This window comes from Streptomyces sp. NPDC050287, from assembly GCF_044459385.1.
In the GTDB taxonomy this organism is placed as follows: Bacteria; Actinomycetota; Actinomycetes; order Streptomycetales; family Streptomycetaceae; genus Streptomyces.
This window is the reverse complement of sequence record NZ_JBITIY010000006.1, coordinates 176,072-191,790: the sequence shown is the minus strand read 5'-3', so window position 1 is coordinate 191,790 and position 15,719 is coordinate 176,072. Positions and strand designations below refer to the sequence as shown.

Here is a 15,719-nt window from a genome sequence, read left to right as displayed (position 1 = left end):
CTATCGAACTGAAACCGGACTATGAATGGGCTATCGCGCATCGTGGCGTCACTTATCGGTACGCGGGTCGGTATGAGGAGGCTCTTGCCGACCTCAACCGTGCCGTCGAACTCGACCCTCAAAACGATTGGAACTTCGCCGAGCGTGGCGTCGTGTACCGGTTCATGGAGCGGTATGAGGAGGCTGTTGCCGACTTCAACCGTGCCGTCGAACTCGACCCTCGGGACGAACGGAACTTCGCCGAGCGTGGCGTTGTATTCCGGTTCATGGAGCGGTATGAGGAGGCTGTTGCCGACCTTGGCCGCGCCATCGAGTTGAAACCTGGCTATGAATGGGCTATCGCGCATCGCGGTGTCATCTACGGGTTCATGGGTCAGTACGAGGAATCCCTTGCGGACCTCGACCGAGCCGTCGAAATCGACTCCCAAGACGGGTGGAACTTCGCTCAGCGTGGCGCCATCCATCAACTCATGGGCCAGCACGACGAAGCACTCGCCGATCTTAACCGCGCCATCGAACTGAAACCGGACTATGAATGGGCTATCGCGCTTCGCGGCGTCACCTACCGGCACGTAGGTAGACGGGAGGAAGCCCTCGCCGACCTCGACCGCGCCATCGAACTCAACCCCCAAGACGGCTGGAATTTTTACCAAAAGGGACTCGTCCTGCATCTGGCAGAGGACCCAGATTGCGGGCTTAATTTTGATCGGGCAGTTGAGTTTTTTGCCAGCGATGCGGTTGGTTTGGGGCCCAGGGCAGTAAATGGAAAGGGTAATCTGTTCATTGTCTACTGCGCCATGTCGCGGTGGGACGACGCAGGCCGGCAACTAATCGATTTCTTGAACAGCTCCCCATCGAAAGAGGAATTGAAAGAGGTGCTCGCGGACCTGGAAGATTTGGCGTGTGTGATCCCGTCTGTCAGTGAAGCCACGTCAGAGTCTCAAGATCAACTCCAGGGTGCGCTCAGCCGACGAACACAGTGTGTGCCCGATCGGCGTGGCTGAGGCGGATGGCTGAGTCCCCGGCCCCGCTCGAACCTCAGCTCTGCTCGATGGGCAGATGGATGGGGCCTCGTAGAACGGGGCTGGGCCGGTACGGGGGCGGGTCGGCGATCAGCCTGGGCCGGTTCAGGCGCCGTACCAGCGCGTTGAGCGCGATCTGGGTCTCCAGCCGGGCCAGCGGGCCGCCGAAGCACAGGTGGATGCCGCTGCCGAACCCCAGGTGCTGGTTGTCCTGCCGGTCGGGGTCGAAGCGGTCGGGATCGTGGAAGCGGTCCGGATCGCGGCTGCCCGAGGCGAGCATGAGCATGATCTGTGATCCCTTGGGGATGACGGTGTCCGCGACGGTGATGTCGCTGTACGCCGCCCGCCAGGGAATGATGTGCACGGGGGGCTCGTAGCGCAGCAGTTCCTCGACCAGCGGCACGGCCAGGTCCGGTTCGGTGCGCAGGCGTCGCAGCACCTCGGGGTGGCGCAGCAGGGTCAGCATGCCGTTGGTGATGAGGTTGACGGTGGTCTCGTGACCGGCGATGAGCAGCAGGTTGGCGGTGCTGACGATCTCGTCGTCGGTCATCCGCCCTTCGGGCCCGTCGTCGTTGGCCAGGCGCGTCAGCAGGTCGTCGCCCGGCCGGCCGTGGCGTTGTTCGAGCAGGCCGCCAAGGTATTGGCGCAGGTCTTTGGTGGCCTGCATGCCGTTGGTCAGTTTCTCCTGCGGGTCGGTCTTGGGGTTGTAGTTGATCGCGTCGATGATGTGGTTCACCCACACGTGGAACCGTGGCTCGTCCTCGCGCGGCACGCCGAGCAGGTGGCAGATCACGGTGACGGGGAACGGGTAGGCGAAGTCGTCGACGATGTCGATCCGCTCTTTGCCCGTGAAGTCGTCGATCAGGCCGCTGACGACGGCGGCCAGGTCGCCTTCCATGCCGGCCACCAGCCCCGGGGTGTGCGGGGGGCCGAAGTGGCGCATGGCCATGCGTCGCAGGCGGTCGTGCTCGGGCGGGTCGAGGTTGATGAACGCCGGCGCGGCACGTTCCGCGGCGCCGGGCATCGGCCGTGACAGATTGCGGACGTCGGAACTCAGGTGCGGATCGTGCAGCAGGCCGGTGAGCTCGCGATAGGTGCTGATGACATAGCTGCCGTCCTCCTGCAGGGCCACCGGTGTCTTGCGCAGTTCGGCATACAGCGGGTACGGGTCGGGCCGGGAGGAGTAGTCGAGGATCCGGGGCAGGATGCCGGGCGTCTCGGTCGTGGTCATGTCGATTTCCCTCCTGCTTCCCCTACCCGTGCTGTCGCATGGCGGTGACGCGCCGTTCGCCTGGGTCGTGGCCGGTGACGACCACCGTGGCGCCCTCGGCGAGCAGGGTGGGGCCCGGGAAGTCGACGGGTACCGGCTTCGCGTCGGCGGGCTGGTCGGGCGTGGGGCAGGGCGGCGGGAAGGGCGCGGCGGTCTCGATCAGCTGCCGGTAGTGGTCCAGCCACTTCGCGTTGTCGAAGCTGACCGCCGCGGTCACGCGGCCTTGGTAGCCGTATGCGGCGACGAAGCGGTGGTCGGGCACGGATCCCTGGGTGACGACGACCTCGTCGGCGTAGGTCGGTACGCCGACGGACTTGATGTTGACGCCGAACTGGATCGACCAGAACGTCGGGATGGACAAGTGCGGCCAGCGGTCCGCCTGGGCGCTGACCATGTTGTGCGCCGCGACCTCGGCCTGCTCCACGGCGTTGGCCCAGTGTTCCAGCGAGATGAACCGGTACTCGTAGACCGGGTTCGGGCAGCGTGCCACGTCTCCGGCGACGAAGATGTCGTCGGTGACCAGGCCGTTGACGTCGAAGGCGCGGCAGCCGGAGTCGCAGGCGACTCCCCATACGCCCACCGCCAGTCCTGAGTCGCGCAGCCACTCGGTGTTGCGGATGCCCCCGAGCGCCACCACCGCCACGTCGGCGTCGATCGTGCTGCCGTCGGAGAAGTGGGCACGGCGGAACCGCCCCTGCGCGTCGCCCTCCAGCCGGGTGACTTTGACGCCGCAGCGCAGGTCGACGCCGTGCGCGCGCTGCAGGTCCGCCGCGACCTCGCCGATCATGGCGCCGAGTCCCCCGACGAGCGGGGCCGCCGCGCGCTCGGCGACGGTCACCGGGATGCCCCGCTCACGGCAGATGGAGGCGATCTCGGAGCCGGTGAAGCCCGCGCCGATGACCAGCACGCGGGAGGGCCCGGCGGCCATCGCTCGCTGCAGGCCGTCGGCGTCCTCGCGTGTGCGGACCACGAACACGCCGTCCAGGGCCGCCTCGGCCTCGACGAACCAGGGCCGGGCGCGTACCCCGGTGGAGATCAGCATGCGGTCGAAGGGGACCCTGCGGCCGTCGGCGAGACGCACCTGATTGGTCGCCAGGTCCAGGTGGTCGGCAGGCACGCCCAGCAGCCACTCCGCGTCGATGTCACGACGTCGCGGCAGCGCGGTGCCCTCGGCCGGCACCCAGCCGGTCAGCACCTGTTTGGACAGCGGAGGCCGGTCATAGGGCTCACCCAACTCGTCACCGATCATGGTCAACGACCCGGTGAACCCCTCCTCGCGCAACGCCTCCGCGGCCCGCAGTCCCGCCAGGGACGCCCCGACGATCACAACGCGGCCGTCGCGCTTGAACCCCTTCAGGGTGGCGGCACTGCTCATGACGGCGACACCCCCACCGCCGCGTCCCGTTCTTCCAACTGGTCGACCAGAATGGCCTGGAGCGGACAGGCCGCCGCGGCGCGCGACACCTGCTCGCGCTGGGCATCGTCGGGGTTCGGGTGGTACATCAGCGCTTCCTCGCCATGCATCCGGAAGGCGTCCGGAGCCAGGAACGCGCACTGCGCATACCCCTGACACCGGGAAAGATCAACGACAATTCTCATCCCGCCTCCATTTCAGGGACTGCAAGGCTGCGGGCCCCGGGGATGCACGGAATTGGCATTGAGCTCACCCCTGAGAATAAAGGGGTGTACCACGCTCGTAGAAGGTCCCCGCAGGAGGAATTGATTATCGCGAATGATGCCTCGGCGTCTGCAAAGCGCCCGGAAAACCCGACGTTGGCCCCAAAAGCGTATCCCGTACGCATGTCGTCCGCACCCCGGGAGCGGCCGCTGCCAGGACGAAGAGCAGGACCGCCGTCACAGCGACCTTGTGCTGTGCGGCCCGGTCTCTCAGTCGGGTCCGTCGGCTTCACGGCTTTAGCGGCTGCTTTGGTCACCAGCGTCGCCCTTTTGCTTTAGGGGTCCTTTCACTATGAGCGCGCGACCCGGGCGGACATAGTGAAACGACCCCTTAGTCGACAGCCAGGCCTGTTCTCAGTTCAGCCAGGCGGGCGACGGCGCTGGGGTTGCCGGCGTCAGCGGCGATCCGGGCGAGTTCGTCGGCTTGCCGCCTGTCTCCTGCCATTTCACGCATGATCGCGACCCGTGCCATGGCCTGCGTGTCCCCTGCGTCAGCAGCAAGCCAGGCGAGTGACTCGGCCCCTTCCTGTTCTCCCGTGGCTTCGCGCATGTCCGCGAGTCGCACCAGGGCGGTTGTGCTTCCTCTTTGGGCAGCCTGCTGAGCAAGGCGCACTGCTCCTGCAGGGTTCCCGGCAAGTTCTCGCATTTCGGCGAGCCGAGTAAGGGCACTCACATCGCCGGCGTCAGCCGCCAGGTGTGCGAGCTGCTCTGCCCCTTCTTGGTCTCCTGCTACTTCCCTCAGGTCTGCCAGGCGCGCTGCTGCGCTCGGGTTACCGGTCTTGGCGGCCTGCCGGGCGAGGCGTTCCGCTTCTTCCGGCTCTCCGGCAGCCTCTTTCATTTCGGTGAGTCTGGCCACGGCAGTGGTGATGCCCGCCGTTGCAGCCAACTGGTACAGGCGTTCGGCGCCTTGGGCGTCTCCGGCCGCCTCGCGGATGGCGGCGATGCGTATCAGGGCGAAGCGGTGACCGGCCGCGATGGCCTCCTGCGCGAGGTTCTCGGCTTCCTCGCGCGCGCCGGCTGCCTCACGCATCTCGGCGAGCCGAACCAGGGCGAAGGACTGGCCGGCGCGTGCGGCTCGCCGAGCGAGTTGTTCGGCTTCGTCACGACGGCCCGCGGTCTCCCGCTCGGCGGCCAGTCTGGCAAGCGCGCTTGCGTTTCCCACGCGGGCGGCGCGCTGGTAGAGGAGCTGGGCTTCGTTGCGTGCTGTCGGCCCGCCAGTCTCACGCATGGTGGCAAGCCTGACGAGGGCCGCTGTGTCGCCGGCCTTGGCGGCCAACTGTCCCAGTCTTTCAGCTCCGTGACTGGCGCCTGCCAGCTCTCTCATCTCGGCGAGGCGGACGAGCGGGCCGGTGTCGCCTGCCGCGGCGGACCGGATCGCGAGTTCTTCGGCCTTCTTGCGGTTCCCGCATCCTTCGTGGATCTCGGCGAGCTGGTTCAATCCCCTGGTGTCGCCCGCGTCGGCTGCCCTCTGAGCGAGCGTCTCAGCCTCCTCACCGAAACCGGCCTTGTGCCGTATGCGGGCGAGCTGGATGAGCGCGGTGGTGCTGCCCGCGTCGGCGGCTTGCTGGAGGAGATCGTCGGCTTCCTTCCAGGCGCCGTTTGCCCGTCGGATTTCGGCAAGCCGTGCGATGGCGTCAGCGTTCCCCGAATCGGCGGCCTGTTGGGCGAGCCGCTCGGCCCAGTGGGAGCGGTGCCGAATCCGGGCGGCGTCAGCGAGGTTGATGAGGCTCTCGGGGCTGAGATGGCCGTGTGCTGCCTGCCAGAACGACTCCGGAGGGCACAGTCGGGCACGGCTGCGTCGTCCGTGCTGCTCCAGGTAGTCGGCGAGCCGATACGAGTGCGACGGGGCAGTCTCCGTCGCGGAGGCTCTCTGAGCGAGACGGGGCCGGATTCGGCGCAGGGGAGCAAGGCGTCCGTGCACGGGTGAGGTCACGTCGGCGAACGCCTGATCAAGCCAGTTGTCCGCGAGATCGTCGTACTCGTCATCGCTGAGGTAGTCGTCCACGGCTTGCTCGAGAAAGCTGACCGGCAAGTGGAGTCCGGCTCCGAGACGTCGTGCGTCCATGGCGACTTCGAGCAGGGCACGTATCGGCGGGTCGGCTGTCTCGTAACGGCGCAAGAGCTCTGGCGCTCCCGCGAGAAACTGGGTCAGCCGGCCGCTGTCGGTGTGTTGCAGGGCATGAGCGAGCTGACGGTCGCCGGCGACGGCAAGGGCCCTGGCCTTGTTCAGGGCGATGTGGTCGAAGCGGTCCGGCACCGTGATGAGGCGCCCAGCCAGCAGCGCACGGGCCTGCGGATGCGGGTCAGGGCTCCCCGGACGGGGCAGAGCCATGTAGTCGTTCTGGTACTCGGGCCACAGGGTTCCCAGCACCAGGACGGGACTGCGTGATACGTCGGTGAGCAACCTGTGGATCGCGGCGGCGACTTGTTCCCCGCTCTCGCCACCCAGGTACTGCTGGGTGTTGTTCAGCCAGACCACGGTCCGCTGCTCGACTCGGTGCAGATCGGCAAGCGCGGCCTCGGCCCGTGTGGGATCGAAGGGATGCCACAGCCGCCATCCGAGCGTGGACAACGACTGCACGGCTTCCCAGCAGGAACGTGTCTTGCCCGTGGAAGACGACCCCACAAGAACAGCCATCCCGCTGTGTCCCTCGTCGGCGGCCTCGACGACTGCTGCGAGGTGCTCATCGTGCGGGCGACGCACGTAGGAAGGCAGTGCGCCGGCCCGTCGCTGCCGGCTTCGGTCCCTGCCTCCAGTGGGGCCGGAGCCGGAGGGCGGCGCCTCGACGGCAAAGTGGACCTCCAGATCGTGAGGATCCCACATGCGGATCGGGCGACCCAGCGCCCCGGTATCCGCCGTGGCGGCCGGACCGCGCCCGTAAGCCCTGTCGAGGAGACCCAGCAGCACGTTCACGTCCAGGCGCAAGACCCGGCCCAGGGCTCCCACAGTGTCCGGCGAGGGCCCCGGCGCACCGGAGCTCAAAGCTTGGCTGACCGTTGTGCGCCCGAGTCCGGCCGCACGTGCGAGTTCGGTCTGGTTGATCCCCCGGGCTATCCGCCCTGTTTCAAGACGAGACCGCAACTCCGCCAGTGCCGCAGGATCGCGCGCATCTTCCGTCCCCACGCGAAGTCCCCCACCCCTCGCCCTGCTCAGTTGTTCGTCCACGTTCATCTTCGTCCAGCGAACCGCGATGAACGTGGCAACGCCGAAAGTCGGTGACACGACAGCAACCGTGCCGACCTGTAGGGATGTTCGACCATGTCCGACCACTGCGCCGTGCTTCTGCTGGCCTGTGCCCTGGTGACCTTGACCGGGATCCTCATCGCAGCAGCAGCCGGCTACCTTGCCCGCCGTGACCACGCTTCGTATCCCGCGGCACTCACCCGGGCAGCAGTCGCCTTCACCGCGACGCTCACCCTGGCCGCCGCTCTGGTCACAACCCTCACGAGCCTGGTACGGCGGTGACGGAACGTGCCCGTCCAAGGCTGGGCCACCACGACTCTCGGCGAGCCCGCCCCGGCCCGGCCCACATGACCGGCGCGATGCTGACACCAATCGGCCGGCCCCCCTGGCCATGCTGAGGGGGAGCCGGGTACCGCGCCGGCGACGTCAGCGGCTGTCGGAGCCCGGGCCGTAGAGGGCGGCGATGTCCTTGGACGTTGCCCACCGGCTGTAGGTGGGCGCCTGGGGCCAGCCGTCGGGGGAGTCCTGCCATTCCTCCTGGCGGCCGTACGGGAGGACGTCGATCAGCGGGAAGGTGTGACTGAGCTGCTCGACACCCCGGCCGTCGGTGTGCCAGGTGCGGTAGACAGTGTCGCCGTCGCGCAGGAACACGTTGACCGCGAATCCTCCCTCGGGCGGTGCGCCTACGTCGGTCCCGAACGAGCTGTTCGCGGTCGAGTACCACGCCATCCGGTTGCCGACGCGCTGCTTGTAGGCGAGTGCCTCGTCGATGGGGCCCTGGGTCACGACGACGAAACGCGCGTCGTAGTCGTCCAGGAACTCCAGTCGGGTGTACTGGGAGGTGAACCCCGTACAGCCCGGGCACTGCCATTCCTTGCCGGGGAACCACATGTGGTTGTAGACGATCAGCTGACTCCTGCCCTCGAAGACGTCCGCCAGCCGGACGGGGCCGTCCTCGCCCTCGAGGATGTAGTCCGGCATCTCGACCATCGGCAGGCGGCGGCGCTCGGCGGCGATGGCGTCGAGTTCCCGTGTCGCGGCCTTCTCCCGGGCCCGCAGTGCTTCGAGCCGGCGCTCCCAGGTCGCGGTGTCGACGACGGGTGGTAGTGCGTGGGTGGTCATGATCCCCTCACAGAGCTCGTGCGTGGTTTTCGCTTGTGCAGAGGCAGACCCGACGGGGCTCGGAAACTCATCGGTGAAGTCATCGGTGAAAGTGATCGGTCGGTGTTTGCCGCCGGTGTTTCGTGCCCGGCGGCAGACGTCGCCGTATCACCCCGTCCTATTTGCTCGCGGCGAACCGCATCAGGGCGAGCTCGTCGCCCTGCTTTATCTTTCCTGTCACGTTGATCACTTCCAGCTTCCAACTGCTGCCGGACCGCATTGCTTTGGCGACGGCGCAGCCGTTGTCGGTGGTGAGCATGCTCGGCCAGATGTCGGCGACCTGCTGGGTGCTGCCGCCGGACGCGTCGTACACCTTGAAGCTGACGTTGCGGGCCTTCTGGAAGGAGCTGCCCTTCTTGTACGCGGCGGCGATGAACACGATCGAGGTGATGTGGGGTGGGATCTTCGCGAACTCGACCGTGACGGTCTCGTCGTCGCCGTCCCCGTGACCGGTCTGGTTGTCGCCGCTGTGCAGGAGCGAGCCGTTGCCGATGGGGTCGAGGGAGTCGAGGCCGGCCAGGCGCACCGGGTCCCCGTCGTGCATGGCGATGGCGATCAGGTCGAGGTCGGTGCCGGTCTTCCGGCGGAGTTTGCCCATCACTCCGCCGCTGCTGCCGGCGGTGGGGTCCCAGGAGACCCCGATGGACAGATGGGTCACCCCGTCCAGGTCCGCCGGGCCGTCTTCCTTCGTGAGCGTAATCATGGGCACATACTGCCTGGGCTTTCGCCGAGGGCCCAGAAGATTCGCCGAGGTCCCAGAAGAGGGGAGCGGGGCGGAAAGCCGCGGTTCTGGATCCGGACGGGTGGCTGAGGCGTCTACGCCGGTATGGATCTCCAGAAGCAGGCCCCGCGGCAGGACCCCGAGGGGTGTCTGACCGTCGCGATTCGCATACCTGTGCGGATCGTCGTGCTCGTGCTCGTGGTGCCGGTGCGAGTGATGTGGGATCTGCTCGTCGTGGTGGGGCGGTTCCTGAGGGACACCGTGCTGCGGCCGGTGGGGCGGGCGGTGTTCGTCTGGCCGTTCGTGGGGCTGTGGCGGTATGTCGTCGTACCCCTCGGGCGCGCGCTGGGGTGGCTCGGGAACGTGCTGGTCGTGGTGCCGCTCGGGTGGCTGTACCGGTACCTGCTGACGCCCTTCGGGCACGGCCTCGCCCGGATGGCGCAGGCGATCGGGTCCGGGCTGGCGTGGGTGTACGCGCGCGTGCTCACGCCGGTGGGGCGAGCCGTCCTGTGGGTGCTGCGGGGGATCGGTGCCGGGCTCGCCGCTCTGGGGCTCGGGGTCTACGGCGTCGTGGCCTGGCTGGTGCGGTACCTCGTCGTCGTACCGGCCGGGTGGGTGTACGTGTGGGTCCTCACGCCTGTCGGGCACGCCGTCGCGTGGTGCGCGAAGGGCGTGTGGTGGCTGCTGGACGTGATCGTCACCGGGGTGGGGGCGGCGCTCCACTGGATCACCCGGATCCTGTTCGTGCTGCCCGCGCTCGCGCTCTGGCGCTGGGTGCTCACGCCGGTGGGGCAGGTCCTCGTCGTCCTCGGGCGGGAAGTGGGGGAGGCCCTCGGGCACGCCTGGCGGATCGCGGGGCACATCTCGCTCGCCGTCGGGCGGTTCCTCGGGACCCTCTTGAGACGGGTCTTCGTGGAGCCGGTCCGCTGGGTGTACCGGACCGTCCTCACCCCCGTCGGACACGTGATCCGGGACACCGTCCTGCGGCCGGCCGCCGAGACCGCCCGCGGTGTCGGGCGGGCCGTCCGGCAGGCCCTCGCGGCAGCCCGGGAGTCCGTACGGCAGGCACGGGCCGACTTGCGGCGCATGCTCTTCGGGGAGCCGGGGCAGCCGCAGGTCGTGGACCGGCGGGAACCGACGGGCGCCGAGACACGTACTCTTGGTAGCAGTACGACCGCTCTCACGAAGGACTGAACGACACTGGGCAAGCGACAGCCCGAAGGCCCGCCGCCCGCACCCGCGGTGCAGCGCATCAGACTGCGCTACACCAAGCGCGGCCGCCTCCGGTTCACCAGCCACCGTGACTTCCAGCGCGCCTTCGAGCGTGCGTTGCGCCGTGCCGAGGTGCCGATGGCGTACTCGGCGGGGTTCACGCCGCATCCGAAGGTGTCGTACGCCAATGCCGCACCCACCGGCACGGGCAGTGAGGCGGAGTATCTGGAGATCGCGCTCACCGAGGCGCGCGATCCGGAGAAACTCAGGGTTCTGCTCGATGAGTCGCTGCCCGCCGGGCTCGATGTCATCGACGCCGTCGAGGCACGGACCTCGGGGCTCGCCGACCGGCTCACGGCTTCCGTCTGGGAGCTCAGACTCGACGGCGTGGACCCGGCGGAGGCGGAGCGGGCGGTTGCCGCCTTCAACACCGCCGAGACCGTCGAGGTCCAGCGCCGGGCCAAGAACGGCGTCCGGACCTTCGACGCCCGCCCTGCGGTCGTCCAGCTCACAACCCACAGTGCGCAAACACACAGTGCACAGGAAACACACAGTTCGAAGGCTGATAGGCCGACCGACCAGCCCTGTGCGATACTGCGGCTGGTTGTTCGGCACGTGACGCCTGCCGTACGACCCGACGACGTCCTGTCCGGTCTCCGCGCCGTGGCCGACCTGGCGCCGCCGGTCGCCGCAGCGGTGACCAGGCTGGCGCAGGGGCTGTTCGATGAAGAGACCGGCACGGTGACCGACCCGCTCGCGCCCGACCGCGAGGCAGCGACGGCCCCCTCAACGGCCGTACCCGCTGCCGCCGCGACGGCGCCGGTGTAAGGAAGGTTCCGCGTAGGGACGGACGTCGTAGCGCCGCCCTCGTACTCGGGAGCCACCTGGGTCGGGCAGCGCACCGACCACAAGACTTTCGCCAGGCCGTACGCAATCGGCGTACGGAACCGGCGAGACAGGACACAGAGAGCTCCCGTGCGGCGCCCGCGCCCCGGACGGCGGCACCGCGCACAGCGCGAGCCGCGGACGTCAACGGCGATCGACATGATCGACGCCGGACCAGGCGCGGCGCCCGGGAGCCTGACGGGAGACAAGCCCGCATGCTCGAACCGACCGAACCCACAGAGTCGTCAACAGGCTCCGAACCCAACACTCCCAGCGACACCCTGCCGCCGCGCCGTCGGCGCCGTGCCGCTTCCCGACCGGCGGGTTCGCCGGTCGCCGCCAACGAGACTCCCGCCGAGACCGTCGCGCCGGCCGTGGCGGCCGCGCAGGCCGAGGACCTCGTGACAGACGAGGACTTTGTGACTGACGTGACTGACGAGACTCCCGTGACAGACGAGGACCAGAAGAGCTCCGAGGGCATTGAGGGTGCCGGGGCTGCTGAGGCTACTGAGGCCGAGGAGGCGCCGGCGGCCGAGGCAGCGCCTGCCGCGCGTACACGTCGGCGGGCCACGCGGCGTGCTTCCGCGCCCGCCGGGGCGCCCGCCTCCGCGGAAGCGGCGGAGGTCGCCGAGGTCGTCGTACCCGTGACCGCCGCCGTGGAGTCCGCCGAGGAGAGCCCGGCTGTCGCCGAGGAGACCGAGGCCGCACCGCCGCGTGCGCGGCGGCGGGCCACTCGACGGGTGTCCGCGCCCGCGGCGGCGCCGGCCGCCACCGAGACGGCGGAGACCGTAGTGCCCGCAACCACCGGGTCCGCCGGATCCGCAGCATCTGCCGGTGATGTGGCGACCGAGGAGGCCGCGCCTGCCGGGCGTACGCGTCGGCGGGCCGGGCGTCGCGCCGCCGCGCCCGCCGGGGCGCCGAAGGCCGCCGATCAGGCCGAGAGCGTCGAGGCGGCGCAGGCCGTCGAGACCGCGGAGAGCGCCGGGGAGCCGGTGGACCTCGCGGACACGGCGGATGCGGCAGACGCGGCGGGCGTCGACACCGACGCCGTGACCGCCGCGCAGGAGAGCCAGGCCGCCGGGACCGCCGAGGACCAGGCTGCCGCGCCGCGTCGTACCCGTCGCGGGGCCACGCGTCGAGGCGCGCCCGCCGGGGATGCCGAGGCGGTCTCGGCCGGGGCAGGTACTCCGGAGACCCCGGCGACCGAGACCGTGACCGAGGCCCAGACCGAGTCCGAGTCCGAGTCCGAGGACGCCTCGCCGCGTCGGCGCCGGCGGGCCGTCCGCAAGGCCGCGACCGGGTTCGCCGCGCCCGCGCGGCCGGCCGGGGGCGAGGCCGCCGAGGACGACGCTCCGCGTCGGCCCGCACGGCCGGCCGTCGCCGTCTTCCAGGCGCCCGTGTTCACCGAGCCGCAGTTCCAGACGCCCGAGCGGGCCGCCGCCGAAGCCGCCGCCGTGGCGGAGACCGACGTGGTCGAGGAGCCCGAGCAGGACACCGAGCCCTACGCCGAGAGCTTCGCCGAGGAGCAGGGCGCAGGGCGTCGTCGGCGCCGCCGCCGTGGCTCCGGCCCCGCGCAGGAGCCCGAGGACCGGCCCGCCGCCACCGCCGTGGAGGAGGAGCCGGAGGAGGAGACGGACGAGGCCGACGAGTCCGCTGAGGACGCAGTCGACTCGGACGACAACGAGGAGACCGGCTCGCGCCGCCGTCGCCGTCGGGGCGGCCGTCGTCGTCGCCGGGGTGACTCCGGGGATGCCGAGTCCGGCGAGGGCCAGGACGCCGACAGCGACGACCTCGCCGTGGCGCAGGCCGCGCAGGACGCCGAGGACACGGCCGAGCAGGCCGACGAGGACGCCGAGGACGACACCGAGGACCGCGAGGACTCCGGTGGCTCCGGCTCCAGCAGCAGCCGTCGTCGGCGTCGCCGCCGGCGTCGCGCCGGGGACGCCTCCGTCGACACCGAGCCCGACGACGGCGACCCCGAGCGCACCGTCGTCAAGGTCCGCGAGCCCCGTCCCCTGCGGGAAAAGGGTGCCGAGCCGTCCGACGAGGTGCAGTCCATCAAGGGCTCGACCCGTCTGGAGGCCAAGAAGCAGCGCCGCCGCGAAGGCCGCGAGCAGGGCCGCCGCCGCGTACCGATCATCACCGAGGCCGAGTTCCTGGCCCGGCGGGAAGCCGTCGAGCGGGTGATGGTCGTCCGGCAGAGCGGCGAGCGCACACAGATCGGCGTCCTGGAGGACGGAGTGCTCGTCGAGCACTACGTCAACAAGGAGCAGTCGACCTCGTACGTCGGCAACGTCTATCTGGGCAAGGTCCAGAACGTGCTGCCGTCGATGGAGGCCGCGTTCATCGACATCGGCAAGGGCCGCAACGCCGTCCTGTACGCCGGTGAGGTGAACTTCGAGGCGCTGGGCATGGCCAACGGGCCGCGCCGGATCGAGTCCGCCCTGAAGTCCGGGCAGTCGGTGCTGGTCCAGGTGACCAAGGACCCGATCGGACACAAGGGTGCCCGTCTGACCAGCCAGGTCTCCCTCCCGGGCCGCTACCTCGTGTACGTCCCCGAAGGCTCGATGACGGGCATCAGCCGCAAGCTGCCCGACACCGAGCGGGCGCGGCTGAAGACCATCCTGAAGAAGATCGTCCCCGAGGACGCGGGCGTCATCGTGCGTACCGCCGCCGAGGGCGCGAGCGAGGACGAGCTGCGCCGCGACGTCGAGCGGCTGCAGGGGCAGTGGGAGGACATCCAGAAGAAGTCCAAGAACGGCGGCAACGCGCCGACGTTGCTGTACGGCGAGCCGGACATGACCGTCCGGGTCGTCCGGGACATCTTCAACGAGGACTTCACCAAGGTCGTCGTCAGCGGCGACGAGGCGTGGGAGACCATCCACGGATACGTCGCGCACGTCGCGCCCGACCTGGCCGGCCGGCTGTCCAGGTGGACCTCCGAGGTCGACGTCTTCGCCACGTACCGGATCGACGAGCAGCTCGCCAAGGCGCTGGACCGCAAGGTCTGGCTGCCCAGCGGCGGTTCGCTGGTGATCGACCGGACCGAGGCGATGGTCGTCGTCGACGTCAACACCGGCAAGTTCACCGGGCAGGGCGGCAACCTCGAGGAGACGGTCACCAGGAACAACCTGGAGGCGGCCGAGGAGATCGTGCGCCAGCTGCGGCTGCGCGACCTCGGCGGCATCATCGTCATCGACTTCATCGACATGGTCCTGGAGTCCAACCGGGACCTGGTGCTGAGGCGCCTGCTGGAGTGCCTGGGCCGGGATCGTACGAAGCACCAGGTGGCCGAGGTGACCTCGCTGGGGCTCGTGCAGATGACCCGTAAGCGGGTCGGGCAGGGACTGCTGGAGTCGTTCTCCGAGACCTGCGTCCACTGCAACGGCCGCGGTGTCATCGTGCACATGGAGCAGCCGACCTCCGCCGGCGGTGGCGGCAAGCGCCGCAAGCGCGGGCGGGGCGGCGACGGGCACACCCACGAGCTCGAGGCGTCCGTGGAGACCGCTGAGCTTCTGGAGGAGAGCGAGGACGAGGTCGCGGCCGAGGTCGCCGAGCCGGTGGCACTGGCCGAGCCCTCCGCAGCGCAGCCGCTGATGGACGCTTTCGTGCCCGACGAGGAGCTGTACAGCAGCGTCGCAGAGGCGGAGGCCGCGGCCGGCCGGGGTCGTTCGCGGCGCCGGTCGAGTCGGCGGGCGTCCGCTCCGGCGGGCACGCCGAACCGGGAGGACGGGCGCGGCGAGAAGCGCGACGACCGACGCGGTGACCGGCGCGACGAGGCGAGGGCCGAGGCGGTGGCCGAGGCCAAGGTCGAGGCACGCGCCGAGGCTCCGACGGCTCAGGACGTGACGGCCCGCGAAGAGGCCGAGCGTCCGGTGCGGCCGCAGGAGGCCGCGGTCGTGCACGCCGAACCGGCCGCGGCCGAGGACCCGGTCGTCGAGGCTCCGGCCCCGTCCGCCGAGGAAGCCGCGCCCAAGGGCCGTACCCGGCGCCGTGCCACCCGCAAGGTGTCCGCGCCGGCCGGGTCGCCCGCGGGGGCCGAGGCGGCCGTGGTGACGGTCGCCGAGACCGCGCCCGCCGCACCCGCGGCGCAGGCCGAGGAGGCGGCGGCCGAGCCGGCCGCCGAGGCGCCCGCCGAGAGCGTCGCCCCGGCCCGTCCGAGGCGCCGTGCCGTGCGCAAGGCCACCGCGCCCACCGCGTCCGAGGAGGCGGCCGTCGTGGTCGTCCCGGCGGTCACGGAGGAGCCGAAGGAGCAGACGGCGGCGGACGACGACGCCGCTCCGGCCAAGAAGACGGCCCGTAAGGCGGCCAAGAAGGCCACGGCGAAGAAGGCCGCCACGACCGCCGTCAAGAAGACCGCGGCCAAGAAGACGGCCGCGAAGAAGACGACGGCCAAGAAGGCGGCCAAGACGACGACCGCCAAGAAGGCCACGTCGAAGAAGACGGCGGCGGCCGAGCAGCAGGCGGCGCCGTCCGTCTCGACCACGGCGGACGAGGGCTGACGGAACCCGCGCGAAGAAGGTGATCCGCCCCCGGTCGTCGGACCGGGGGCGGATCACGTCTGGAACGGCGTCTTACTTCACAGCG

Annotated in this window: 11 protein-coding genes; 5 read left to right on the top strand and 6 right to left on the bottom strand. The window is 69.9% G+C overall.

All coding sequences use genetic code 11. The features are described from left to right. On the top strand, window positions 1-1,004 hold a 1,004-nt coding region (locus ACIBK3_RS22835; protein WP_399368124.1), incomplete at its 5' end, for a tetratricopeptide repeat protein. A gap of 34 nt (window positions 1,005-1,038) precedes the next feature. On the opposite strand, the gene ACIBK3_RS22830 is transcribed toward ACIBK3_RS22835, so the two are convergent. From ACIBK3_RS22830 to ACIBK3_RS22815, 4 genes are all read right to left on the bottom strand, one after another. Next, entirely contained in the window at window positions 1,039-2,253 is a 1,215-nt protein-coding gene (locus tag ACIBK3_RS22830; protein ID WP_399368122.1) for a cytochrome P450, read from the bottom strand. A gap of 22 nt (window positions 2,254-2,275) precedes the next feature. Then, window positions 2,276-3,667, bottom strand: coding sequence for an NAD(P)/FAD-dependent oxidoreductase (locus ACIBK3_RS22825; protein ID WP_399368120.1), 1,392 nt, complete (start codon window positions 3,665-3,667; stop codon window positions 2,276-2,278). Further along, window positions 3,664-3,891 (bottom strand): ferredoxin, encoded by a 228-nt coding sequence (locus tag ACIBK3_RS22820; RefSeq protein ID WP_399368118.1) that lies wholly within the window; start codon window positions 3,889-3,891, stop codon window positions 3,664-3,666. Before ACIBK3_RS22820 ends, ACIBK3_RS22825 begins: the two co-directional genes overlap by 4 nt. Before the next feature lie 409 nt (window positions 3,892-4,300). Further along, the gene (locus tag ACIBK3_RS22815; protein WP_399368116.1) at window positions 4,301-7,192 is read right to left on the bottom strand and encodes a helix-turn-helix domain-containing protein; all 2,892 of its coding nucleotides are present in this window, start codon (window positions 7,190-7,192) and stop codon (window positions 4,301-4,303) included. Between the two features lie 36 nt (window positions 7,193-7,228). Here ACIBK3_RS22815 and ACIBK3_RS22810 point away from each other — a divergent pair, with 36 nt between their 5' ends. Next, on the top strand, window positions 7,229-7,435 hold the full coding sequence (locus tag ACIBK3_RS22810; protein WP_399368114.1) for a hypothetical protein: 207 nt from the start codon (window positions 7,229-7,231) through the stop codon (window positions 7,433-7,435). Window positions 7,436-7,579: 144 nt separating this feature from the next. Here ACIBK3_RS22810 and ACIBK3_RS22805 read toward each other — a convergent pair whose 3' ends face one another. Further along, entirely contained in the window at window positions 7,580-8,275 is a 696-nt protein-coding gene (locus tag ACIBK3_RS22805; protein WP_399368112.1) for a DUF899 domain-containing protein, read from the bottom strand. Window positions 8,276-8,432: 157 nt separating this feature from the next. Further along, the gene (locus ACIBK3_RS22800) at window positions 8,433-9,017 is read right to left on the bottom strand and encodes a TerD family protein (RefSeq protein ID WP_399368110.1); all 585 of its coding nucleotides are present in this window, start codon (window positions 9,015-9,017) and stop codon (window positions 8,433-8,435) included. A 123-nt stretch (window positions 9,018-9,140) separates the two neighbouring features. Here ACIBK3_RS22800 and ACIBK3_RS22795 point away from each other — a divergent pair, with 123 nt between their 5' ends. The 3 genes from ACIBK3_RS22795 (at window position 9,141) to ACIBK3_RS22785 (ending at window position 15,634) form a co-directional block, all read left to right on the top strand. Continuing rightward, window positions 9,141-10,229, top strand: coding sequence for a hypothetical protein (locus ACIBK3_RS22795; RefSeq protein WP_399368109.1), 1,089 nt, complete (start codon window positions 9,141-9,143; stop codon window positions 10,227-10,229). 48 nt (window positions 10,230-10,277) lie between these two features. Beyond that, complete coding sequence (locus ACIBK3_RS22790) at window positions 10,278-11,075, top strand: TIGR03936 family radical SAM-associated protein (RefSeq protein WP_399368107.1); 798 nt, start codon at window positions 10,278-10,280, stop codon at window positions 11,073-11,075. Window positions 11,076-11,347: 272 nt separating this feature from the next. Continuing rightward, window positions 11,348-15,634, top strand: coding sequence for an Rne/Rng family ribonuclease (locus tag ACIBK3_RS22785; RefSeq protein ID WP_399368105.1), 4,287 nt, complete (start codon window positions 11,348-11,350; stop codon window positions 15,632-15,634). The last annotated feature ends 85 nt before the right edge of the window (window positions 15,635-15,719 follow it).